20 protein-coding genes are annotated in these 21827 nt (G+C 41.8%); 17 read left to right on the top strand and 3 right to left on the bottom strand.

Features of this window, described 5'->3' with window-relative positions; genetic code table 11:
• Positions 1 to 19: 19 nt before the first annotated feature.
• The 3 genes from D2U88_RS04940 (at position 20) to D2U88_RS04930 (ending at position 3945) form a co-directional block, all read left to right on the top strand.
• The gene (locus D2U88_RS04940; RefSeq protein WP_119639204.1) at positions 20 to 1210 is read left to right on the top strand and encodes a phosphoglycerate kinase; all 1191 of its coding nucleotides are present in this window, start codon (positions 20 to 22) and stop codon (positions 1208 to 1210) included.
• Between the two features lie 116 nt (positions 1211 to 1326).
• Positions 1327 to 2931, top strand: coding sequence for a lytic transglycosylase domain-containing protein (locus D2U88_RS04935; protein WP_119639203.1), 1605 nt, complete (start codon positions 1327 to 1329; stop codon positions 2929 to 2931).
• A gap of 12 nt (positions 2932 to 2943) precedes the next feature.
• On the top strand, positions 2944 to 3945 hold the full coding sequence (locus D2U88_RS04930; RefSeq protein WP_119639202.1) for a DUF4837 family protein: 1002 nt from the start codon (positions 2944 to 2946) through the stop codon (positions 3943 to 3945).
• 82 nt (positions 3946 to 4027) lie between these two features.
• Here D2U88_RS04930 and D2U88_RS19810 read toward each other — a convergent pair whose 3' ends face one another.
• The 3 genes from D2U88_RS19810 to tatA form a co-directional block, all read right to left on the bottom strand.
• A complete protein-coding gene (locus tag D2U88_RS19810) occupies positions 4028 to 4198 on the bottom strand; it encodes a DUF6747 family protein (protein ID WP_313781659.1) in 171 nt (56 codons plus the stop codon).
• A 252-nt stretch (positions 4199 to 4450) separates the two neighbouring features.
• Positions 4451 to 6511: an OmpA family protein gene (locus D2U88_RS04925; RefSeq protein ID WP_119639201.1), complete on the bottom strand. Its 2061-nt coding sequence runs from the start codon at positions 6509 to 6511 to the stop codon at positions 4451 to 4453.
• Between the two features lie 225 nt (positions 6512 to 6736).
• On the bottom strand, positions 6737 to 6934 hold the full coding sequence (gene tatA, locus D2U88_RS04920; RefSeq protein ID WP_119639200.1) for a twin-arginine translocase TatA/TatE family subunit: 198 nt from the start codon (positions 6932 to 6934) through the stop codon (positions 6737 to 6739).
• A 166-nt stretch (positions 6935 to 7100) separates the two neighbouring features.
• Here tatA and D2U88_RS04915 point away from each other — a divergent pair, with 166 nt between their 5' ends.
• The 14 genes from D2U88_RS04915 (at position 7101) to D2U88_RS04850 (ending at position 21826) form a co-directional block, all read left to right on the top strand.
• On the top strand, positions 7101 to 7970 hold the full coding sequence (locus D2U88_RS04915; RefSeq protein WP_119639199.1) for a M23 family metallopeptidase: 870 nt from the start codon (positions 7101 to 7103) through the stop codon (positions 7968 to 7970).
• Positions 7971 to 9470, top strand: coding sequence for a GH3 auxin-responsive promoter family protein (locus D2U88_RS04910; protein ID WP_119639198.1), 1500 nt, complete (start codon positions 7971 to 7973; stop codon positions 9468 to 9470).
• A 51-nt stretch (positions 9471 to 9521) separates the two neighbouring features.
• Positions 9522 to 11210: a DUF6909 family protein gene (locus D2U88_RS04905; protein WP_119639197.1), complete on the top strand. Its 1689-nt coding sequence runs from the start codon at positions 9522 to 9524 to the stop codon at positions 11208 to 11210.
• Between the two features lie 159 nt (positions 11211 to 11369).
• Positions 11370 to 12224, top strand: a complete 855-nt coding sequence (locus tag D2U88_RS04900) for a hypothetical protein (protein ID WP_235855729.1) — start codon at positions 11370 to 11372, stop codon at positions 12222 to 12224.
• 11 nt (positions 12225 to 12235) lie between these two features.
• Positions 12236 to 13012: a dTDP-4-dehydrorhamnose reductase gene (gene rfbD / locus D2U88_RS04895; RefSeq protein WP_119639195.1), complete on the top strand. Its 777-nt coding sequence runs from the start codon at positions 12236 to 12238 to the stop codon at positions 13010 to 13012.
• Between the two features lie 29 nt (positions 13013 to 13041).
• Complete coding sequence (gene rfbB, locus D2U88_RS04890; RefSeq protein ID WP_119639194.1) at positions 13042 to 14103, top strand: dTDP-glucose 4,6-dehydratase; 1062 nt, start codon at positions 13042 to 13044, stop codon at positions 14101 to 14103.
• Between the two features lie 6 nt (positions 14104 to 14109).
• Positions 14110 to 14979: a glucose-1-phosphate thymidylyltransferase RfbA gene (rfbA, locus tag D2U88_RS04885; protein ID WP_119639193.1), complete on the top strand. Its 870-nt coding sequence runs from the start codon at positions 14110 to 14112 to the stop codon at positions 14977 to 14979.
• On the top strand, positions 14979 to 15512 hold the full coding sequence (gene rfbC / locus D2U88_RS04880; RefSeq protein WP_417935271.1) for a dTDP-4-dehydrorhamnose 3,5-epimerase: 534 nt from the start codon (positions 14979 to 14981) through the stop codon (positions 15510 to 15512). The genes rfbA and rfbC overlap by 1 nt, the downstream gene beginning before the upstream one ends.
• A 62-nt stretch (positions 15513 to 15574) precedes the next feature.
• Positions 15575 to 16165, top strand: coding sequence for an acyltransferase (locus tag D2U88_RS04875; RefSeq protein ID WP_119639191.1), 591 nt, complete (start codon positions 15575 to 15577; stop codon positions 16163 to 16165).
• On the top strand, positions 16155 to 17249 hold the full coding sequence (locus tag D2U88_RS04870) for a DegT/DnrJ/EryC1/StrS family aminotransferase (RefSeq protein WP_119639190.1): 1095 nt from the start codon (positions 16155 to 16157) through the stop codon (positions 17247 to 17249). Before D2U88_RS04875 ends, D2U88_RS04870 begins: the two co-directional genes overlap by 11 nt.
• Positions 17246 to 18196, top strand: a complete 951-nt coding sequence (locus D2U88_RS04865) for a Gfo/Idh/MocA family protein (RefSeq protein ID WP_119639189.1) — start codon at positions 17246 to 17248, stop codon at positions 18194 to 18196. Before D2U88_RS04870 ends, D2U88_RS04865 begins: the two co-directional genes overlap by 4 nt.
• 27 nt (positions 18197 to 18223) lie before the next feature.
• Entirely contained in the window at positions 18224 to 19639 is a 1416-nt protein-coding gene (locus D2U88_RS04860) for an MBOAT family O-acyltransferase (RefSeq protein ID WP_119639188.1), read from the top strand.
• Positions 19640 to 19641: 2 nt separating this feature from the next.
• The gene (locus D2U88_RS04855) at positions 19642 to 20553 is read left to right on the top strand and encodes a hypothetical protein (RefSeq protein WP_119639187.1); all 912 of its coding nucleotides are present in this window, start codon (positions 19642 to 19644) and stop codon (positions 20551 to 20553) included.
• Positions 20554 to 20557: 4 nt separating this feature from the next.
• Positions 20558 to 21826: a lipopolysaccharide biosynthesis protein gene (locus tag D2U88_RS04850; protein ID WP_119639186.1), complete on the top strand. Its 1269-nt coding sequence runs from the start codon at positions 20558 to 20560 to the stop codon at positions 21824 to 21826.
• The last annotated feature ends 1 nt before the right edge of the window (position 21827 follow it).

The raw sequence follows: 21827 nt of genomic DNA, 5'->3' as shown, positions 1-21827 counted from the left end.
CTTAAAAAGAACACATTACATGAAGACGATAGACGATTTCAATTTTGAAGGAAAAAAAGCATTGATCCGTGTGGATTTCAACGTGCCGTTGGATGGCAATTTCAACGTGACCGATACCAGTAGGATCGAAGCGGCAAAACCTACCATTCTTAAAGTATTGGAAGATGGTGGATCTGCGGTATTGATGAGCCATTTGGGAAGACCCAAGGGCAAGGTGAACCCGGACATGTCCCTCTCCCATATTTGTGAAACGGTTTCGGAAATCATTGGGGTGCAGGTGAAATTCGCCAAGGACTGCGTAGGTCCGGAAGCTGAAAAAGCTGTAGCCGATCTTCAAGATGGTGAGGTCCTTCTGTTGGAAAACCTTCGTTTTCATAATGAGGAAGAAGCCGGTGATGAGACTTTTTCAAAGGAATTGGCCAAATTGGGCGATATCTATGTAAACGATGCCTTTGGAACAGCTCACAGGGCCCATGCCTCCACTACCATTGTGGCCAAGTTCTTCCCAGACCATAAATGCTTTGGGTACTTGTTGGCCAAAGAGATCAAGGCCATCGACAAGGTGATGGAAACCGGGGAGAAGCCGGTGACCGCTATTTTGGGTGGATCTAAGGTTTCTTCGAAAATCACCATCATTGAAAATATTTTGGACAAGGTCGACAACCTCATCATTGGTGGGGGAATGACATACACCTTCGTTAAGGCACACGGCGGTAAGGTGGGAGATTCTATCTGCGAGGACGACAAAATGGAATTGGCCCTTGATATTTTGAAACAGGCCGATGCCAAAAACGTAAAAGTATACCTACCTGTTGATGTTTTGGCGGCCGATGCTTTTGACAACAACGCCAATACCAAATTTGTGGATGTGGACAAAATCCCTGATGGATGGCAAGGGTTGGATGCAGGACCCAAGACCCTGGAAATTTTCAAACAAGTGATTTTGGCCTCCAAGACCATCCTTTGGAACGGTCCTGTCGGGGTTTTTGAAATGGAAAATTTCGCCAATGGCACCATTGCCATAGGCAATTACATAGATGAGGCCACACAAAAAGGCGCTTTCTCCCTTGTTGGAGGCGGGGATTCCGTGGCGGCCGTGAAGCAATTCGGCTTTGAGGATAAGGTAAGTTACGTATCCACTGGAGGTGGTGCCATGTTGGAGAGCCTGGAGGGCAGAACCCTTCCCGGTATTGCTGCAATATTGGACTAACTCACACGTTATGAGTTATTGGGGAAGGTTTTTAACATGGTGTTTTTGTTAAGGAATTTTATTTTTTCAGAAAAAAACACCATTTTCGTTTGCCCCAAAAATCAAACCCTGTCCAAATGAACCAAAAATTGAAAATAGCTGTATGCGCAGCGCTACTTTCCGCAGCACCGTTTATGGTGGCCCAACAAGTGGATTCCACCCCATCAACGGAGCAGGATTCCGTTTTGCTTTCCGTTGAAGAAACCCCGGCCATACAAATGTCCGACATGAAGATCGACGGGGAATTTGTTGCCTTGGAACAAAAGGAAAATGGAAAGTTTCAATTACAGGATTTGGAGGAGGCCCGCAAGTATGACAGTCTTTGGCTGAGGGAACTCCATAGCAGTGCCAGCTTGTTCAGTGATATGCTTTTGGAAGTGGAAAATGGCCCCGGACAGGATTCGATCGTCATGGTGGACCTTCCCACAGACACCCTAAAGGCGCGTTTGGCACGGATGAACGAAAAAACACCGTTCAACATTACCTACAATCCCTCTTTGGAAAGGGTCATCAAATCGTTTTTGACCAGAAGAAGGGATTTGATGCAACGTATGATCACGGCCAGTCAGTTTTACTTTCCGTTGTTCGAAGAAGAACTGGACAAACATGATCTTCCTCTGGAGATCAAATATTTGGCAATCATAGAATCTGCCCTCAACCCAAAGGCAAGATCAAGGGTGGGAGCCAAAGGCCTTTGGCAGTTTATGTACGGCACCGGTAAAATGTACGGGCTGGATGTAAGCAGTTATGTGGATGAACGCCATGACCCCATTATGGCCACGGAAGCGGCAAGCAAGTACTTGGCGAAACTGTATGCGATTTTCAATGACTGGGACTTGGCCCTTGCGGCCTATAACTCTGGACCAGGGAACGTGAACAAGGCCATCCGACGTTCCGGTGGTTATGAGAACTATTGGAACATCAGACCATTTCTTCCACGTGAAACCGCAGGATATCTTCCGGCGTTTTTGGCTACCATGTATATTTTCGAATATGCAGAAGAACACGGCCTTCACTACAAAAAGGCGGACCGCCCCTATTTTGAAACGGATACGGTACAAGTGAAGAACATGATCTCGTTCGATCAAATCTCGAAGCTGGTGGACATCAGTACCGAGGAATTGGAAATGTTGAATCCTGCGTATAAGCTCAACATCATTCCAAAAGTGGAAGGGAAGAACTATGCCCTGAGATTGCCGAAGAGCAAAATTGGTAAGTTTGTGGCCAATGAAGAGCAGATTTATGCCTATGTGAAACAGGAACTGGACTCCATGGAAAAACCACTTCCGCAGATGATCACGGCCAATGATCAGATCCGTTACAAAGTAAAAAGCGGGGATTATCTCGGAAAGATTGCAGAGCGATATGGGGTGGGTGTTAGTCAGATAAAGCAGTGGAACGGTCTACGGAGCAATAACCTGAGGGTTGGGCAACGGTTGACCATTTTCCCTAGAAAGCCCTATATTGCCAGTAACACCAACACAAAGAGCAACACTTCCAGTTCCTCTGGAACGGTAGCTAGTGGCTCCAAGGTACACACGGTCCAACAAGGAGACTCCCTTTGGACAATTTCAAGAAAATATCCAGGCGTTTCTGTGGAAAATTTAAGAGAATGGAACGGTCTTAGTGGGAATAACCTAAAACCGGGCACAAAACTTAAATTGTGCGATTGTTCTTCGTAAATTTAACACAAGATGAAAAAATTAGGAACACTACTACTTGTTGCCAGCATTGTATTGGCATTGGGAGCCTGTAACGATTCAGGTTCCAACAAAAGATTTCTCCCACCCTCCACGGGACCCGTAAATTCCTTGATGGTTGTTATGGATACCGAGCTCTGGAAGGGTCCAGTGGGTGATAAGATTCGCGATGAATTTGCGGCACAGATCATAGGGCTGCCCCAAATAGAGCCCTTGTTCACCATAACCCAATTGCCTCCCAAGGTGTTCAAGGGGACCACAACCTATTCCCGATCTATTCTGTATGTGGAGAAAGATTCCACTGTCTTGGCACATATTAGCACGGACGCCTATTCCAAGCCCCAAAAAGTTGCCGTGATCACAGGTCCTACGGAAGAGATCATGATCAAGAATCTCGATTCATTGGCGCCAAGGGCCATCAAGGAGTTTAAGGCCGTTGAACTGGCCGAAGCGCAAAAACGCTTTAGCCGCTCATTGAGTAAGGACAAGGCCTTGGAAGAAGAGTTTGGTATCACCATGGATGTGCCATCGCTTTATAAGGTGGGCAAGAGGGAAAAGAACTTTGTGTGGATGGACATTCAAATCCCCAAGGGGACCATGAATATAATTGCGTACAGTATGCCTTGGGACAGTTTTGAGAATGATTCCACTTTTGTACAGGATATTGTTCGGATGCGCGATTCCATAGGGGAAAAATACATTCCCGGGCCTTACGAAAACACGTATATGATTACCGAAAAGGCGTTTGCCCCCTATGTTTTTCCAGCGGAAATAGGAGGCAAGAAAGCAGCCGAGGTGAAGGGAGTTTGGGAAATACACGGGTATCCCATGGCAGGACCATTTCTCACCTATATTGTAAACGACAAGGAACACAACAGAAAAATGATATTGGAGGGTTTCACCTTTGCTCCTTCTACCGAAAAGCGGGACTATATGTTCGAGTTGGAGGCGATTCTTAAGACAGTGAATTTTGAACCTCAGGCCCCAGCTGACTAGGACCCTCAAAAAAAAGCAGAAATCAAAAAAGCCCAGTACTCACTGGGCTTTTCTGTTCTTTAAATGCTTTTAGTGGAGTTAGTTAATCGAAGGCAAAGCCTGTAGCGATTCTGTACACGAAGGCGTAAAGCACGACAAAGAACATAACGAAGCTAAACCAGGCAAATACCTTAAAATATTTTTCTATAATAATGTGTCCCAAGTTGCGGAACCCTTCTAAATAAATTTCCTTAACAAGTAAAAGTCTCTTCATAAGTCAGATTTTAAGATTTAAAGACATGACAAAGATTTGACTTTGCAAGATGGAAGGGAAAACATCAGGACAAATGGTCATAAAACAGGGGTGAAAACAACCAAGGAAACTTGAACATCTGCAAACCCATTTCTTTGATCGATGAAATGCATATTGTGGTGAACGGTTGGACGGGACAAAAAATCGACGTAATGCATTACACAGTATAAAACCCAAAGAAAAAGCCCCGAAATCTTCGGGGCTTTTGTGCTTTTATTTGGAAACCAGAATAAATTCCGATCTTCTATTCAACCGCTGCATATCCGGCGGGCAATGTTTGCCGTCCGAGCAATCGTTCAACAACCGCTCCTCCCCGTAGCCAATGGCACTCAGTATTCTGGAGGGGTCTATGTCTTGCGAGACTAGGTAATCACGTGTGGCCTTTGCCCTTCTATCGGAAAGATATTTGTTGTAAGCATTGCTCCCCACGGCATCGGTATGGGATTCTATCTTGAGGGCCAAGTCTTGGTTTTCTTTCAACGCGGCCACCAGTTTATCAAGCTCTTCAGCGGCCTTGGGCCCAATTTTGTAGCTATCAAAAGCAAAATGCACGGCGTTGGGTTCAAAAGGCTTTTTGACCTTTTCCCCGGCCATGATTTTTTCAATTTTTTTTAGATGCTGTGATACCGCTATGTCTACATTTTCTTTCGTTCTGAACGGAACCAAATCGTCAAAATAACCCTCTTGTTGTGCTTTTACACCATATTCAGATAGGGGATCTAAGTTTTTAAAGGTGTAGCTTCCCGAGTCGTTCGTAGTAGTTTCGGCCAGTAACTGACCGTCTTTGTCCAATAAGGACACTTTGGCGCCATCCATCATCTCTCCTGTTGCAGCATCTTGCACGGAGCCGGAAACCGCATTTAAGTTAAGGGTATAATGAAAGGAATAAATATCGTCGTCACCTTTTCCTCCCTTTCTGTTGGAAGCGAAGTAGCCTTTTTCACCGGAAGCATCAATAATATAGGAGAAATCGTCCCGGCTACTGTTGATGGGCTCGCCCAAATTGATGCCCACGCTGAATACCCCATTGGAATAATCAGATTTGTATACATCCAACCCACCAAGACTCATGGGACGGTTGGAAGAAAAATAAAGGGCATTATCGGTGATGTATGGGAACATTTCCTTGGCACTGGTGTTCACGGACCTTCCTAAGTTTTCAGGCTCGGAAAAGCCGCCATTTTCCATAATGTTGACAACATAAATATCGGTTTGTCCAAAACCGCCTGGCCTGTCGGAAACAAAATACATTTTATGTCCATCCGGACTGATGGTGGGGTGGCCGGTGGAAAAATCGTCACTGTTGAAGGGCAGTTCCTCCGCCTCCGTCCATTCGCCATCGATCCATCGGGAACGGTATATTTTTAAATGGTTGATCCCATTTTGGCCACGTTTTAGTCTTTTACCGTAATTGTTCCTGGTAAAATAGATGGTCTTTTGATCTGGTGAAAAGGCCATGGAAGCCTCGTGGTACTTCGTGTTTATTTTTTTTGAGAATTTTCTGGATCCGACGAGGTCGCCCTCCTCGTTTTTGGTTTTTGCCACATAAAGGTCCAAAAAGGGTTGGTTGGTCCATCTATAGCGTCTGGTGGTCAAAAAGGAAGAATCCTTGGCCGAGGCATATACGATTTCGGAACCGTTGTGGAACATGGGGGAGAAATCCGAATACTTGGAATTGATTTCCATGTTCTTGATCTTGACCGAAGATGCACCTTTCCAGGTTATCGGCTTCAAGTTTTCCAATTCATTCAGGGGCTCGTCCCTTTTTTGTCGGAACAATTTGGTAAGGGCGGCGGCCCTACGGTATTTTCCCGTACCCTTTAAGGTTTGGGTATATTTAAAAAATGTCTCCTCGGGAATATCATCGGTGTACAATTGATACAGCTCGTTGTACCATTTATAGGATTTTTCCATATTCCCGCTGTAGTAATGGGAATCGCCTGCTTTGGAAAGGAGTTCCAAGGTATGTTTCGCCTCGCTTTTTTCAAGGACAATGTCATAGATCCTTGCCGCTTCGGCATACCACATCTTGTTAAAATAGTCATCCCCTTTTTCGATGAGCCTTTCCGTAATACCTTCTTTCCGAACATATTGGGAAAGCTTTTTGTCGCTCAGGCCGTCCAAATGTTTTAGGGACTCATCAGGGGTGGTGGATTCTGCACGATTCTGCTTGGAATTGCCGGAGATTTCCCCATCAAAATGCAATAGGGATACCTCTTGGGAGCTCATCCCAATCGACAACAATAAAATAAGAGGCAAAATCAGTCTTTTCATTACCACTCCATCTGCACAAATAGCCACTGGGCCATTTGGAGGTTAAGCATAGGTGGCTTAACGTTTAGTTTGAACCGCTAAAATAGGATAAGGTAAAGGGGCGAATAACTTTTTGTTGTGAAAGGATGGATTTGTGGCGTGTACGAATCAAAAATGTGGTTCTTTGTCGATAAGCCCTTTGTATAAAAGGCCTATTCCGTCACAAAATCCATGATAGGGTAGGCGTTAGGACTTTGATTCCTTGCTTCCGCTTTCCAATTTTTCCTCTTCTTTTGAGGCGTCCTTGAACTCTTTAATACCACTACCAAGTCCTCTCATCAGTTCTGGAATCTTCTTGCCTCCAAAAAGCAAAAGCACCACCACAACGATCAAAACAATCTGCCATGGACCTAGTACACCAAGAAATATTGTTTGAGCAATCATAACATCAAAACCTTTAATTGAAGGATAAAAGTAGTAAAAAGAACTGGAAGAGCGCGATGAATTAACGAAAATTAGCAATTGTCATCATTTAGAGCGAGTTGTAATTACGTGGGCTTTTTAAAAAGCTTAACATCAATATTAAAATCTAAGATTATCTTTGTTCATTATGGCAAAGGAGCAGAAGAAAAGAAAAGAGATAAGACGGAAGTTGTTGCACAAGTACCGCTTGGTCATTCTCAATGAAAGTACTTTTGAGGAAAAGATATCGTTCAAGCTCAGCAGGCTCAATGTTTTTGTTACCGGAACCTTGTTCATCATTGTGCTGATTGGACTGACCACCCTGATCATTGCCTTTACTCCCTTGCGGGAATACATCCCAGGATATTCCTCCACAAAACTGAAGCGAGAGGCCACGGAACTTACCTATAAAACGGATTCCTTGGTGACCGTCCTCAACTATACCAACCGGTATTTGGACAATGTCCGAAAGGTCTTGCGGGGCGATGTGGAAAACAACCAACAAAACCGGGATTCCCTTTTTGAAAAATACAAATTAGATCCGGCATCGGTGGATCTTACACCCATTCGTGAAGATTTATTGTTGCGCGAAGAAGTGGAACTGGAGGACAAATACAACCTGTTTGAAAGAAACGTGGAGAACTTGGGGACCCTTCTTTTTGCACCGATCACGGGTACACTGTCCCAAGGATTTGACCCCAAGACCAAGCATTTTGCCGTTGACCTTGTGGCTCCCAAGGATACTCCGGTAAAATCCATCGCAGATGGTACGGTACTCTTTGCCGAATGGACCTCGGACACGGGATATGTGATCATCATAGAGCACCAAGACGGTTTTACCTCGGTGTACAAGCACAACGGATCGTTGACCAAATCCCAGGGGGATCAAGTAAAGGCCGGTGAAGTGATCGCATCTATAGGGAACACGGGAGAACTCACCACAGGTCCCCATTTGCATTTTGAACTCTGGAGAAAGGGCAAACCGGTGGATCCCCAAAACTATATGGACTTTAATTAAATGTCGTTAAAAGCATTTGCCGCAAAAATTTTCGCCAATAGGATAGCCCAAAAGACCAAAAAATGGGTAGATAATCCTATACAGACCCAGAACAAAGTTTTTAGGGGATTGATTTCAACTGCCCAAAACACACAATTTGGAAAGGACCATGATTTTGTCGGCATCCATTCCCATGACGATTTTGTACAGCGGGTGCCCATCCGCGACTATGAGGAGATCAAGGATTATGTGGGCAAGATAATCGCAGGTGCAAATGATGTCCTTTGGCCTGGAAAACCCCTATATTTTGCAAAAACCTCGGGAACCACCTCTGGGGCCAAGTACATTCCCATCACCAAAGAATCTATCAAACATCAAGTAGAGGCATCGCGCAATGCCATTCTCAACTATATTCATGAAACCGGCCATGCCAATTTTGTAGATGGCAAGATGATTTTTTTACAAGGGAGCCCCGAATTGGAAGAAAAGGGAGGCATCAAATTTGGAAGGCTTTCCGGAATATCGGCCCATTATGTCCCCAATTATCTGCAAAAGAACCGTTTACCCAGCTGGGAGACCAACTGCATAGAGGATTGGGAGACCAAAGTGGACAAAATCGTAGAGGAGACAGAAAAAGAGAACATGACAGTGATTGCGGGCATTCCCTCTTGGGTACAGATGTATTTTGAAAAGCTCTATACCAAGTCCGGCAAAAAGGTAGGAGAGCTTTTTAAGGAATTCCAACTGTTCATTTATGGTGGGGTGAACTACGAACCCTATCAGGCCAAGTTTGAGAATTTGATCGGGAGAAAAGTAGACAGCATTGAACTGTTCCCTGCCAGCGAAGGCTTTTTTGCGTACCAAGATTCCCAAAGGGAAAAAGGGATGCTCCTTTTGTTGGATTCCGGCATTTTTTACGAGTTCATCAAGGCTGATGAATTTTTCGATGAAAGCCCCAAAAGGCTGACCATTTCCGAAGTGGAGCTTAATGTGGACTATGCCATGATCATCTCCACCAATGCGGGACTATGGGCCTACAACATTGGGGATACCGTTCGGTTTATTTCCAAAGACCCTTATAAGATCATGGTTTCAGGAAGGATCAAACATTTTATTTCTGCTTTCGGGGAACATGTGATTGCCAAAGAGGTGGAAGAGGCCCTTAAGCTGGCCGTGGATGGGACCGATGCCTTGGTGAACGAATTTACGGTAGCTCCGCAGACCAGCCCAGAGAACGGGGAACTCCCCTATCACGAGTGGTTCATAGAATTTGAAAGAATGCCTTCGGACATGCCCCAATTTTCAAGGATCATGGAAGAGAGCATGAAAAAACAGAACAGCTACTATTATGATCTGATTGCCGGGAACATCCTTCAACCCTTAAAGATTACAATGATCAAACCAGGTGGCTTTCAGGATTATATGAAGAGCCTAGGCAAACTGGGCGGCCAGAACAAGGTACAGCGCCTCTCCAACGACCGTAAAGTAGCCGATGGTTTGGAAGCCTTCAAAATTAGTTGAGCCGGAACCACCGTACTTTCGTAGGAATTCATTTATTTTTGCCAAGAAGTAATGATGGCAACAGAAGTAAAACAGACCACCAGGGCACAGGAGTCCACCAATGCTATTGAGCGATTGTACATCACCATGAGGCATTTGCTCAACAGGGGTTTTTACAAACCTTCCGGCGTATCAGGTAATGCCCTAAGGAGTGCACTTTTATTGTTACGCCCCGAAATTTATGGGACCATTGCCGAGGATAAGGCAGAACTCAACGGACTGATTTATGTGTTGGAACGACTACCGGAAGGCATTGAAGAATGCCGGTTTATCAATTTGACTTCGGACGAAGGCTTTTCCAAATCCCATTTAAAGGCCATCGTTCCTCCCAAACGACGCAGAAACTGCTACCGTATCGATGATGAGCAGATGAACATTGAGATTACCCGGGGCCGCAGTGATATTTACGATATTTTGACCCACCTTACCTTTTTGTTCATCGAATCCGGAAAAATATGTAAAAGGGTCCTTGTAGATGGTGGCAGCGCCACCATTCGGGATTGGGACAAGCTTACAGAGTTTGTCTTGAGCGAGGAAAAGAATGATGATGAGCGGGAAGTAGCACTTATCCACGCTGCGAATATTTTGGGCAGAACCTTTGATGAGGTCGGGGATATACAGAACAAGCTCAAAACCCCGGAAGATCCCGATCGGTTCCTGAACGTGATCTATTGGTTAGGCAAATTGGCCCTTGAAGAGGAAACCACGGGCAATAAAAGGACCATCACTTTCAGTCCTTTGTTGAGGGAGCGTTTGGGACACCACCTCCATGGCGAGAAATGGGCCCAAACCATCAAACAGACCCTTAAGGAAAAGGGCCTGCTGGAAAGACCGTTACACATCATCAGCGCCAACATGCACAGTGTCATGAATTCCCTTTTTGCGAAAAAGGCTTTGGCCAAGGAGTTTCCTGAAAGTAATTCCCTAAAAATTTACGAGGCCTTGAGTTCGGAAAAGAACAAGAAGCTCAATGAAAAGGTAAAGAGCGTTGCCGGAAAGAACGGGATGATCTTTATGGATGATAAATCGGGAACCAATATTGACATTCAAATTTTTGATACGGCAAAATTTGGCAAGGACACGTGTTGCTATGAATTGCCCGAAAACATGCCACAGGAACAAAAACCCGTTATATTTGTGATGGACTATGCCTTTGGGGAACAAGCCTATGAGACTATTGATGAGCTGTTAAAGCCATTGGAAGAGGATGGAGAAAAATATTTTTTGACCGTGGATTCATTGTCCATCATGGGAAAGGCCGGCATATTGGAAGGGGGTAAAGGCGATTTGATGATTCCATCGGCACATATTTTTGAAGGGACGGCGGACAACTATCCATTCAACAACGAATTGAGTGCTTCCGATTTTGAAGGCAATGGACTGAAAGTTTTGGAGGGTACCATGGTGACCGTGTTGGGGACATCATTGCAGAACAAGGATGTGCTCAAGTTCTTTCACGAATCCACATGGAACGTGATCGGCCTGGAAATGGAAGGGGTCCACTACCAAAAGGCGATACAATCGGCGTCTAGGATCAGAAAGAGCATTAAAAAGGATGTAAAGGTAAGATACGCGTATTATGCGTCGGACAATCCCTTGGAAACAGGGAGTACCTTGGCTTCGGGAGGATTGGGAACAACAGGGGTAAAACCCACCTATTTGATTACGGACAGAATTTTAAAACAGATATTCAATTCATAAGGTATGGCAGACCAACCAGTAAATCAGAATACATCATCGGATGAAATAGATTTGGGACAACTGTTTCAGATGATAGGAAGGGGGTTCAATAAGCTAGGAAATTTCTTTTTACAAGTTTTTCTGTATCTAAAAAAGAATGCCATAATCCTTGCTGCATTGGTGGTTTTGGGAGGAGCAATCGGATATGGGTTAAAATTCATCACATCTGAAAAAATGCAGGTTGATGTAATAGTGCGGCCCAATCTGGAAAGTAAGGATTACCTGTACGATGTAATCTCTGAAATAGAATCCAACATCAAGGCCAAAAATGAATCCTTTTTTAAGGAAATGGGGATTTCTGTTGAAGACATGGTAGGATTTGAAGTTTCTATAGAACCTGTAAAAAAAGACACAGAAAAAGCTGCCGAAAAACAATTGGAGTATTTGGAAATACTTCAAAAATTTCAAAACACGGATTTGATTTCTGACGTTTTAAGGGAGGAGCTGCTTAAGAATACGGAACTCAATCATAGAATATCTTTCAAATATATAAATCCAGAAGGTGATGTCATTGCAAAAAAGCTCATTGATTATATCAATTCCAATAGTTATTTTAAGGAACTCTTAGCGGTACATATTGAAAATTCAATTGAAGGAATCAAGCAAAATGAAGTGTTGATAGCTCAGATAGATACCATTATCCAGAGTTACTCCAAGAATTTGAGCAATGCGGACAAAACCTATGAAACAGGAAAGGTAGTATTACAAAATGAAGAAAAGCTAAATGTGGCGGGGCTACTAAGTTTTAAATCAAATTTAATAGAGGACATAGAGAATAGAAAAATGGAGTTAAAAGAGCTAACAAGCCCTATAGGCATTATTAATTTTGGAAAGCCCCATCAGGTCAGCAAAGCATTCTTTGGAAAGAAGATAATTATGATTCCTATTGTTCTGTTGGGAATGTTCTTCTTGTTCTCCATTATTCGATACCTTAATAGAAAGGCCTCAGAATTTGAAGTTAGCAATAAAATCTAGCATCTTTTTAAATGAAGAGGGTCATCGTTACAGGATCAGAGGGACAACTGGGGCTGACCTTTCATGAATTGGCATCAGACTACACAAACTGTCATTTTGATTATAAGACCTCCCAAAGTCTAGACATAACAGACCTTAACAGTATTGAAGAAGCATTTCGAGATGGCCAGTATGATTTCTGCATCAATTGTGCAGCCTATACCAATGTAGAGCAAGCAGAAAAAAAGCCTGAGATTGCATTTAAAGTGAATGCAGAAGGAGCTAAGCATTTGGCAAATGCATGTAAGGCCCATCAAATCACATTGGTCCATATTTCTACAGATTATGTTTTTGACGGTGAAAAAGAAACCCCTTATACTATAGAAGACAAAACAAACCCCATAAATGAATATGGAAGGTCAAAACTAATGGGGGAGGAATATATCCATAACATTTTACCCAACCATTACATTATTCGGACATCTTGGCTATACAGTAAAAAGTATGGGCATAATTTTTACAGAACGGTTTTGCAAAAAGCACGGGAAGGACAAGAATTGAGAATTACCGATACTCAAAGAGGTTGTCCGACAGATACAGAAAGTCTGACAAGATTTATTCTTATGGAAGTATTGACAGGGAACCTGCCATATGGTACGCATCACTTTACCGATGGAAGACCAATGACTTGGTATGGTTTTGCAAAGCATATATTAAAGGAAAACGAATTGACCAACAAGGCCAATCTTGTCTTGGATAGGAATTATCGTACTTTCGCAAAAAGGCCAAGGAACAGTGTGCTTTCCTGATCAAGGATTGCCATGAAACATGAGGTTTAATGGGACAAAAAACGCCAAAGAAAATTTTAATAACCGGAGGGGCCGGATTCATTGGCTCCCATGTGGTCAGGCGTTTTGTCCAAACCCATAAGCAGTATCATGTTTATAATCTGGATACCCTTACCTATGCGGGCAATCTTGAAAATTTGAAGGATGTTGAGAAATCCCCCAATTATACATTTATCAAGGGGGACATTACCGATGATGAGTTTCTCAACGACTTGTTTTTTCAAAAAAAGTTCGACGGTGTTATACATTTTGCTGCCGAATCACATGTCGACCGTTCTATTTCAGACCCCTTGTCCTTTGTAAAGACAAATGTACTGGGAACAGTGAACCTTTTGAATGCTTCATTGGACTTGGTAAACCAGAACCCCAGCTTTAGGTTTTATCATATCAGTACCGATGAGGTATACGGAGCCTTGGGAGAAGCGGGTTTTTTTACCGAAACCACTCCATATTCCCCCAATTCACCGTATTCGGCATCCAAAGCAAGTTCAGACCATTTTGTAAGGGCCTATGGAGAAACTTACGGATTGCCTTATGTTATCTCTAACTGTTCCAACAATTATGGTCCTAACCAATTCCCCGAAAAGTTGATACCCCTTTTCATCAATAACATTATCCAGAACAAGCCATTACCGCTCTACGGTGATGGCAATTATACCAGGGATTGGCTCTATGTGGAAGATCATGCCATGGCCATCGACCTGATTTTTCATAAGGGAAAAACCGGGGAAACCTACAACATTGGAGGTTTTAACGAGTGGAAGAATATAGATCTGACCAAGTTGTTATGCAGTCTAATGGACAAAAAACTGGATAGAAAGATAGGGTCTTCGGAAAAACTGATGACTTTTGTGAAAAACCGACCTGGCCACGACCTGAGATACGCCATCGATGCGAGCAAGATCAACAAAGAATTGGGATGGAAACCTTCAGTTACCTTTGAACAGGGTTTGGAGAAAACGATAGATTGGTATTTGGAAAATACCGTGTGGTTAGATCATGTTACCTCGGGAGATTATATGGAATATTATAAAAAACAATATCAATCCTAAAATACCATGAAGGGAATCATCTTAGCAGGAGGTACCGGCAGTAGATTGCACCCATTGACCCTCTCGGTGAGCAAACAGTTGATGCCTATTTATGACAAACCCATGATCTATTACCCCCTTTCCACATTGATGTACGCTGGAATCAGGGAAATCTTGATCATCTCCACTCCAAAAGACCTCCCCCTTTTCCAACAACTTTTGGGAGATGGGGTAAAATATGGTTGCTCGTTTTCCTATGCCGTTCAAGAAAGTCCCAATGGATTGGCGGAAGCTTTTATTATTGGCGAGGAATTTATAGGCAATGATAAAGTGGCCCTTATCCTTGGGGACAATATTTTTTATGGTACTGGCCTAGCTAAACTATTACAAGCCAACAATGACCCTAACGGGGGCATTATTTATGCCTATCGTGTAAATGATCCACAGCGCTATGGGGTGGTAGAGTTCGATGTGGAAGGTAAAGCAATCACCATAGAGGAGAAACCAGAAGAACCCAAATCCAACTATGTGGTGCCTGGGATATATTTTTATGACAATGACGTGGTATCCATCGCCAAAAGCATAAAGCCCAGCAAAAGAGGGGAACTGGAAATCACCGATGTCAACAAGGAATATTTGAAAAGAGGGAAGCTCCATGTAAGTATTTTGGACCGCGGAACCGCGTGGTTGGACACCGGAACGTTTCAGGCTTTGATGCAGGCATCACAGTTCGTTGAGGTAATCGAAGAACGCCAAGGAACGATTATAGGATCCATTGAAGTTGCCGCTTACGAAATGGGATATATAGACATAAATCAATTTAGACAATTGGCACAACCATTAATGAACAGTGGTTACGGCAAAAGGTTGTTGGGTATTTTGAACAAAGAGGTATGATTAAAGCAACGGAGACCAAGCTCAAAGGCTGTTTTGTTTTGGAGCCCATTATACATGAAGATGAAAGAGGATATTTCTTTGAAAGTTATAATCATAAAGATTTTTGTGAGGCAATAGGTCAAGAGATAACATTTGTCCAAGACAATATATCCCTTTCAAAAAAAGGTGTTCTTAGGGGCTTGCACTTTCAAACAGGGGAACATGCCCAAGCAAAATTGGTTTTTGTTTTAAAGGGAAGAATCCAAGATGTTGTGGTAGATTTGCGTAAAGATTCCCCTACTTTTGGACAATATCTGTCAATTGAATTAAATGACGTAAATAAAAAACAAGTGTTTGTGCCGAAAGGTTTTGCGCATGGGTTTTTGACATTGAGTGAGTCCGCCCAAGTGTTTTACAAGTGCGATAATTATTACAATAAGGAGTCTGAGGACGGCATTCGATATGATGATGGTGTCTTAGACATTAAGTGGAGGGCAAATTCAAAGGATTTTATGCTTTCTGAAAAAGATAAAGAATTACCCTTTTTGAACTAGGCAATTATGAAAGAGGTAGTATGGTAATCGAACAAATTAATAGTAACATATAAGTAAGTATAATGGTCAGTGAACCTCTTTTTTTCTCTCATGAAACTGCAATAATAGACGAGGGTTGTACCATTGGTAAAGGAACCAAAATATGGCATTTTTCCCATGTTATGCCGAACTGTAAGATAGGGGAATCATGTAATATTGGACAAAATGTTGTAGTCTCTCCAGAAGTTGTTCTGGGCAATAACGTAAAGGTCCAGAATAATGTATCCATTTATACCGGGGTAACTTGTGAGGATGACGTTTTTTTAGGCCCTTCCATGGTTTTTACCAATGTAATCAACCCAAGAAGCGCCATTAATAGGAGAGGTGAGTATATGAAAACAGCGGTAAAAAAAGGAGCCACCATAGGCGCCAATGCAACCGTTGTCTGTGGAAACGATATTGGAGAATATGCATTAATAGGAGCCGGTGCGGTAGTTACAAAATCGGTTCCGGCCTATGCTCTATTAGTAGGAAACCCAGCCAAACAAATTGGATGGGTAAGTGAATATGGACATCGGCTGTACTTTAATGATAATGGGATTGCCGTATGCCCTGAGAGCAATGAAAAGTATATTCTTGAGAATTACAAGATTAAAAAGCTATATGAAAATTGATTTTGCCAACCTTACAAAAGCGTTTGAGGCACACAAAGAGGAATTTGAAAGGGTATCACTAAATGTAATGTCCTCTGCAAGATATATTTTAGGAGAGGAAACAGAAGAGTTTGAACAAAACTTATCGGTATTTACTGGAAATAAATATGCTCTGAGCTGTTCCTCTGGAACGGATGCCCTTCTTTTGGCCATGATGGCCATGGGATTGAAATCAGGCGATGAGGTAATAACCACACCTTTTACGTTCATTGCCACAGCGGAAACCATTGCCTGCCTAGGGGCCAAACCCATTTTTGTTGACATTGATGAAGAAACGTACAATATTGATGTTTCAAAAATTGAACAGGCCATAACAAAGAACACAAAGGCCATCATACCGGTATCCCTTTACGGACAAATGGCAGATATGGATGAAATCAATACCATAGCAAATAAACATAACTTGGTCGTTATAGAAGATGCGGCCCAAAGCTTTGGAGCAACCTACAAAGGAAAAAAGAGCTGTAATGTATCCACATTCGGATGTACTAGTTTTTTTCCAGCAAAACCCTTGGGTTGTTTTGGGGATGGCGGGGCAATCTTTGCATCCAATGAGGAGGACTACCAAAAAATAAAGGCCATGCGGGTACATGGCCAAGTTGAAAGATATACGCATCATTATATTGGAATGGGAGGTAGACTGGACAATCTCCAAGCTGCAATTTTGAATGTAAAGCTAAAAACCTATGAAAATGATATTTCAAGAAGACAGGCGGTAGCAAAGAAGTATTCCGACAAACTTTCTGACAATATCATAAAACCAACCATAAAAGCGGATAGGACTTCGGTATGGGCGCAATATACGGTTAGGGTGAAAGAACGGGACAGGGTCCAGAAAGAACTGAAAGACCATGGAATCCCTACCGCTGTTCATTATCCAATCCCAATGCATCTTCAAAAGTGCTTTTCTTACTTAGAATATGATAAAGGAGATTTCCCAATTTCCGAACAATGTGCGCAGGAGGTGATGAGCCTTCCTATGAATCCTTATTTGGATGACGCTGAAATAGATTATATAACATCAAAACTTAATACATTGATATGAAGAACTTTGCATTGATTGGTGCTGCCGGATACATAGCTCCACGACATATGAAGGCGATAAAAGATACAGGGAACAATCTGCTTGCCGCCTATGACAAGGGAGACAGCGTCGGTATTATTGACTCATATTTTCCCGATGCCGATTTTTTTGTTGAGTTTGAGCGCTTTGATCGTCATATCGAAAAACTGAAGTATGAAAGAAATCTATTCTTGGACTATGTGAGTATATGTTCCCCGAACTATCTACATGATGCCCATATTCGATTTGCTTTGAGGAGTGGTGCGGATGCCATTTGTGAAAAACCTTTGGTTCTAAATCCTTGGAACATTGACAAGCTTAAAAAAGTTGAAGAAAACACCGGAAAAAAAGTCTATAATATTCTCCAGCTAAGGGTGCACCCAAGTATTATCGCCCTGCGGGAAAAGGTTGCCCAGGCTGACAGGAACACCAAATTTGATGTTGATTTGACCTACCTGACCTCCAGAGGCCATTGGTATCAGACTTCGTGGAAAGGAGACGTGAGCAAATCAGGAGGTATTGCCACCAACATTGGAGTACACTTTTATGACATGCTTTCATGGATATTTGGAGATGTGCAAGAAAATGTAGTACATATTCATGAAAAGGATAGAGCTGCGGGGTATTTGGAATTTGAAAACGCCAGGGTGAGGTGGTTTCTGTCCATAAATTCGGAATATCTTCCAAAAGAAGTGAAAGAAAAGGGACAGACTACATTTAGGTCAATAACTATAAATGGGGAGGAGTTAGAGTTTAGTGGAGGCTTTACGGATTTGCATACCATGGTTTATAAGGACATATTGGATGGCAAAGGTTATGGGTTGGAAGCGGCCAGGACCGCTATTGAAATCGTGCATGATATAAGGAATTCAATTCCAGAGCGAATCAAAGGAGATTTCCACCCTTTTGTTGGAGGCAAGTACAATTAATTTTTTAAAACAATATAAGGGCCGCTAATGTCATTCAATTCATTTCCTTTTATTGTTTTTATTTCCATTTTCTTCATTGCTTGGCCTTTTTTAAAAAAAAGGCAAAACCAAAGGTTCACATTACTAATCATTAGCTCCTTTGTTTTTTATGGGTGGTGGGACTGGCGTTTTTTGTTTTTGATTGTTTTCAGTGGTCTGGTCGATTTTGTTTCAGCAATTTTAATCAACAGATATAGAAATAAGGCAAGAATCCTTTTGGCACTGTCTGTTTTGGTCAACGTTGGTATTTTGGGTGTTTTTAAGTACAGCTCCTTTTTTGCCGAACAAATTGAAAACATATTCCAATTTATATCCTATCCGGTCACCTTGAAGGATAAAATTCCGGAGTTTGCTTTAATCCTTCCGGTCGGCATCAGTTTTTATACCTTTCAATCAATGAGTTACACCATTGATGTTTATAGGGGGAAGTTAAAGCCAACGAAGAATATTTTGCACTTTTTTTCTTACTTGGCAATGTTTCCACAACTGGTTGCGGGTCCAATAGTTAGAGCCAAGGATTTTTTAACTCAGTTAAAAGTTGACCGTAAAGTGTCCGCAATCGAATTTTGGAACGGAATCAAATTGATAATTATTGGCTATTTCCAAAAAACGGTATTAGCAGACAATTTAGGTGTTTTGGTGGATAATGCATTTGCCGGAATGGACAATGGTGTGGGAATTTATTGGTGGGTTGTCATGTCTTGTTTTGCATTTCAAATTTATTTTGATTTTAACGGATATAGCCAAATAGCCAGAGGGTTGGCAAAACTGATGGGATACCATTTTAAAATGAATTTTAATCATCCCTATATTGCATTATCGTTGAAAGACTTCTGGACAAGATGGCATATTTCATTATCCACATGGTTTCGCGATTATGTCTATATCCCGCTGGGAGGTTCAAAAAAGGGAGAGTTTAGATCCCATGCCAATATGTGGGTTACCATGACCCTTTCTGGGTTGTGGCACGGCGCACAAATTAATTTCATATTATGGGGAATGTATCACGCAGTCGCACTCTCCATTGAGAGAATAGCAAACAAGTATTTAAGCCCAATTTTTAAATTCAACTTATCGATATTAAAATGGTCCCTCACACTATTGGCCGTTCTGGTTGGATGGGTGTTTTTTAGAGCATCATCAATTGATCAAATAACATTTGTTATAAATGGAATGTTCACACCCAACATGGACTTGGATTTTCTGGACAAGTATAAAGACCCAATGCTATTTTTCGTCATTGCAGTTTTTGTTGAAAGTCTATTTATGTTCTCAAAGAACAGTAGAATTCTCAATAGTCTATTAAAGACCCCGGTGGTTGAAACATTGACGTATGCAATTTTGATTTGCGCAATATTATTTCTTAGAGGACCAGAAAAGGAATTTATATATTTTCAATTCTGACAATGGGGAAAGCATATTTAAATAGGTTTTTTTTGATGGCAGCTTTAACGATTGCACTTGTATATTTTGTGGGTGCTTACAAACCTAAACCAATCAGTTCGACCATTCAAAAAGAAAAGTTTTGGGCAGATAAGACACACTCGAACTCCAAATACAATGTAATTTTTATTGGAGATTCAAGACTGTACCGAGGAATTGACCCAAGGACCGTTTCTAAAACATTGAAAGGGCTAAAGGTTTTAAACTTTGGCTATAGTTCAGGTGGACACAACGAGGTAATTTTCAATGAAATCAGTCAACGGTTTGTTGAATCTGATAAAACAAGGGCGGTGGTATTGGTATTATCGCCCTATTCATTAACTCCAAAAGCACAGGAAAACAGCCATTTTAACCAAGAAAAAGAAAGAAACAAGAAGGATGTTTTCAATAGAAGGTATATCGCCCCGTTCTTCGACTTTTTTGACCCTGTAAAGCCCTCTGAAATTTTTCAATCCAATGATACCATACAAGGCTACCATGAGATATTTAGGCCTGATGGCTGGGTAGAATCCTATAAAATTCCGTCCAATCCGGAGTATGCCTTAAAAGTTTACGTTAATGATTTTAGGGACAATAAAGTAAGTCAAGATGTCTTAGACAAAGTTTACGATCAGGTAAAGGAATGGAAAAAGCAAGGGATTCAAGTTTTTGCTTTTAGGATGCCAACGACTCAGGCAATGGAAAGACTCGAAGACAGCATTAGCGGATATAAAGAAAATGAAATCAGGATGAATTTCGAAAAAGCAGGAGGGGAATGGATAAACATCGACGACAGGTATGGATATGAATCATACGACGGAAGCCATTTGGAAAGAAAGTCAGCAATTAGGTTTTCCGATTATATAGGAAATGAAATTCAAAAGCGCATGAATTGAAAATATGTTTTCATTAAACTCCAAATTTTCGAAAAATGTTTTGACCTTGGTTTCTGGCACCGCGATTGCCCAAGCAATTCCTTTAGGGCTTTCCCCTGTCTTGACCCGAATTTTTAGTCCTAATGACTTTGCCGTATTTGCAATTTATATGTCTGTTGTGGCCGTTGGAACAGTATTGGTTTCCATGAAATATGATTTGGCCATAATTTTACCGACCAAAGATGAAGAGGCTGCTAATGTTGCTTTATTGGCGCTATTTATTGCAGCTTTGATAAGCATAGTTTTACTGCTCATCATCATATTTTTCAACATTGAAATTGCGGGATTGTTGACATCTGAACCGGCATTAAAGAGCGAAGTGGCAAAATGGCTCTATTTCGTCCCATTGTCTGTTTTTTTAATGGGGGTTTTTAATGCGCTTAGTTTCTGGTTAAATAGGAAAAGCGACTACAAGACAATGGCAAAGAGCAAAGTTGTAAACAGTGGCTCAATGACGGGGACCCAACTTTTACTTGGAGCCACTGGCCAAATTGGCCCTGGACTAATTAGCGGGTTCATTTTTGGAAGGTTTTTCTCGGTAGTTTATTTAACAAGGCGAATACACTTCGGGAAAGCCAACTTTTTTCTTCATTATGATAAGTTGAAAATATACAAAATGGTCAATCGGTATAAAAGATTTCCCATATTTACTTTACCTGGTGAGTTTGTGAACGTTATATCAAACCAACTACCAGTTTTTTTGCTGGGCAATTATTTTAACGCAGCGATCCTTGGCAACTATTCATTGATGGAGCGGGTACTCAACGCCCCGATAAGTTTATTGGGCAGGTCGGTTTTGGATGTTTTTAAACAAAAAGCAAGTGAAGATTATATTGCACAGGGGAATTGCAGGGAAATATTTGTAAAAACTTTTAGGACGTTGGCAGTTCTTGCCATATTGCCTTGTTTGACATTATTTTTGTTTGGCCCATATTTGTTCGAATTGATCTTTGGAAAGGAATGGGCCATTGCAGGAGAGTTCGCACAGATTATGGCCATACTCTTTTTCTTCAAGTTTATCGCAAGCCCCTTGAGTTATATGTTTAATATTGCAGAGAAGCAGCATATAGATTTAATATGGCAAATTGGCCTGTTTGCGGTAACTGTAACTTCGTTTGCGGTGGGGGTGTCTTATGATAGTATAAGATTGGCTTTAATTTGTTTTACAGGATCATACTCCCTCTTGTATATGATCAATCTGTATTTGTCTTATCAATTTTCAAAAGGTAAATAAC

Source organism: Flagellimonas aequoris, from assembly GCF_003584165.1.
Lineage (GTDB): Bacteria > Bacteroidota > Bacteroidia > Flavobacteriales > Flavobacteriaceae > Flagellimonas > Flagellimonas aequoris.
The sequence above is the reverse complement of the archived record's forward strand: the minus strand, read 5'-3'. Positions and strand labels throughout refer to the sequence as shown.

Bases quoted from the DNA above. Each gene is read 5' to 3' on its own strand.
- D2U88_RS04940 (WP_119639204.1), top strand. From the start codon at position 20: ATGAAGACGATAGACGATTTCAATTTTGAAGGAAAAAAAGCATTGATC.
- D2U88_RS04935 (WP_119639203.1), top strand. From the start codon at position 1,327: ATGAACCAAAAATTGAAAATAGCTGTATGCGCAGCGCTACTTTCCGCA.
- D2U88_RS04930 (WP_119639202.1), top strand. From the start codon at position 2,944: ATGAAAAAATTAGGAACACTACTACTTGTTGCCAGCATTGTATTGGCA.
- D2U88_RS19810 (WP_313781659.1), bottom strand. From the start codon at position 4,198: ATGAAGAGACTTTTACTTGTTAAGGAAATTTATTTAGAAGGGTTCCGC.
- D2U88_RS04925 (WP_119639201.1), bottom strand. From the start codon at position 6,511: ATGAAAAGACTGATTTTGCCTCTTATTTTATTGTTGTCGATTGGGATG.
- tatA (WP_119639200.1), bottom strand. From the start codon at position 6,934: ATGATTGCTCAAACAATATTTCTTGGTGTACTAGGTCCATGGCAGATT.
- D2U88_RS04915 (WP_119639199.1), top strand. From the start codon at position 7,101: ATGGCAAAGGAGCAGAAGAAAAGAAAAGAGATAAGACGGAAGTTGTTG.
- D2U88_RS04910 (WP_119639198.1), top strand. From the start codon at position 7,971: ATGTCGTTAAAAGCATTTGCCGCAAAAATTTTCGCCAATAGGATAGCC.
- D2U88_RS04905 (WP_119639197.1), top strand. From the start codon at position 9,522: ATGATGGCAACAGAAGTAAAACAGACCACCAGGGCACAGGAGTCCACC.
- rfbD (WP_119639195.1), top strand. From the start codon at position 12,236: ATGAAGAGGGTCATCGTTACAGGATCAGAGGGACAACTGGGGCTGACC.
- rfbB (WP_119639194.1), top strand. From the start codon at position 13,042: ATGGGACAAAAAACGCCAAAGAAAATTTTAATAACCGGAGGGGCCGGA.
- rfbA (WP_119639193.1), top strand. From the start codon at position 14,110: ATGAAGGGAATCATCTTAGCAGGAGGTACCGGCAGTAGATTGCACCCA.
- D2U88_RS04875 (WP_119639191.1), top strand. From the start codon at position 15,575: ATGGTCAGTGAACCTCTTTTTTTCTCTCATGAAACTGCAATAATAGAC.
- D2U88_RS04870 (WP_119639190.1), top strand. From the start codon at position 16,155: ATGAAAATTGATTTTGCCAACCTTACAAAAGCGTTTGAGGCACACAAA.
- D2U88_RS04865 (WP_119639189.1), top strand. From the start codon at position 17,246: ATGAAGAACTTTGCATTGATTGGTGCTGCCGGATACATAGCTCCACGA.
- D2U88_RS04860 (WP_119639188.1), top strand. From the start codon at position 18,224: ATGTCATTCAATTCATTTCCTTTTATTGTTTTTATTTCCATTTTCTTC.
- D2U88_RS04855 (WP_119639187.1), top strand. From the start codon at position 19,642: ATGGGGAAAGCATATTTAAATAGGTTTTTTTTGATGGCAGCTTTAACG.
- D2U88_RS04850 (WP_119639186.1), top strand. From the start codon at position 20,558: ATGTTTTCATTAAACTCCAAATTTTCGAAAAATGTTTTGACCTTGGTT.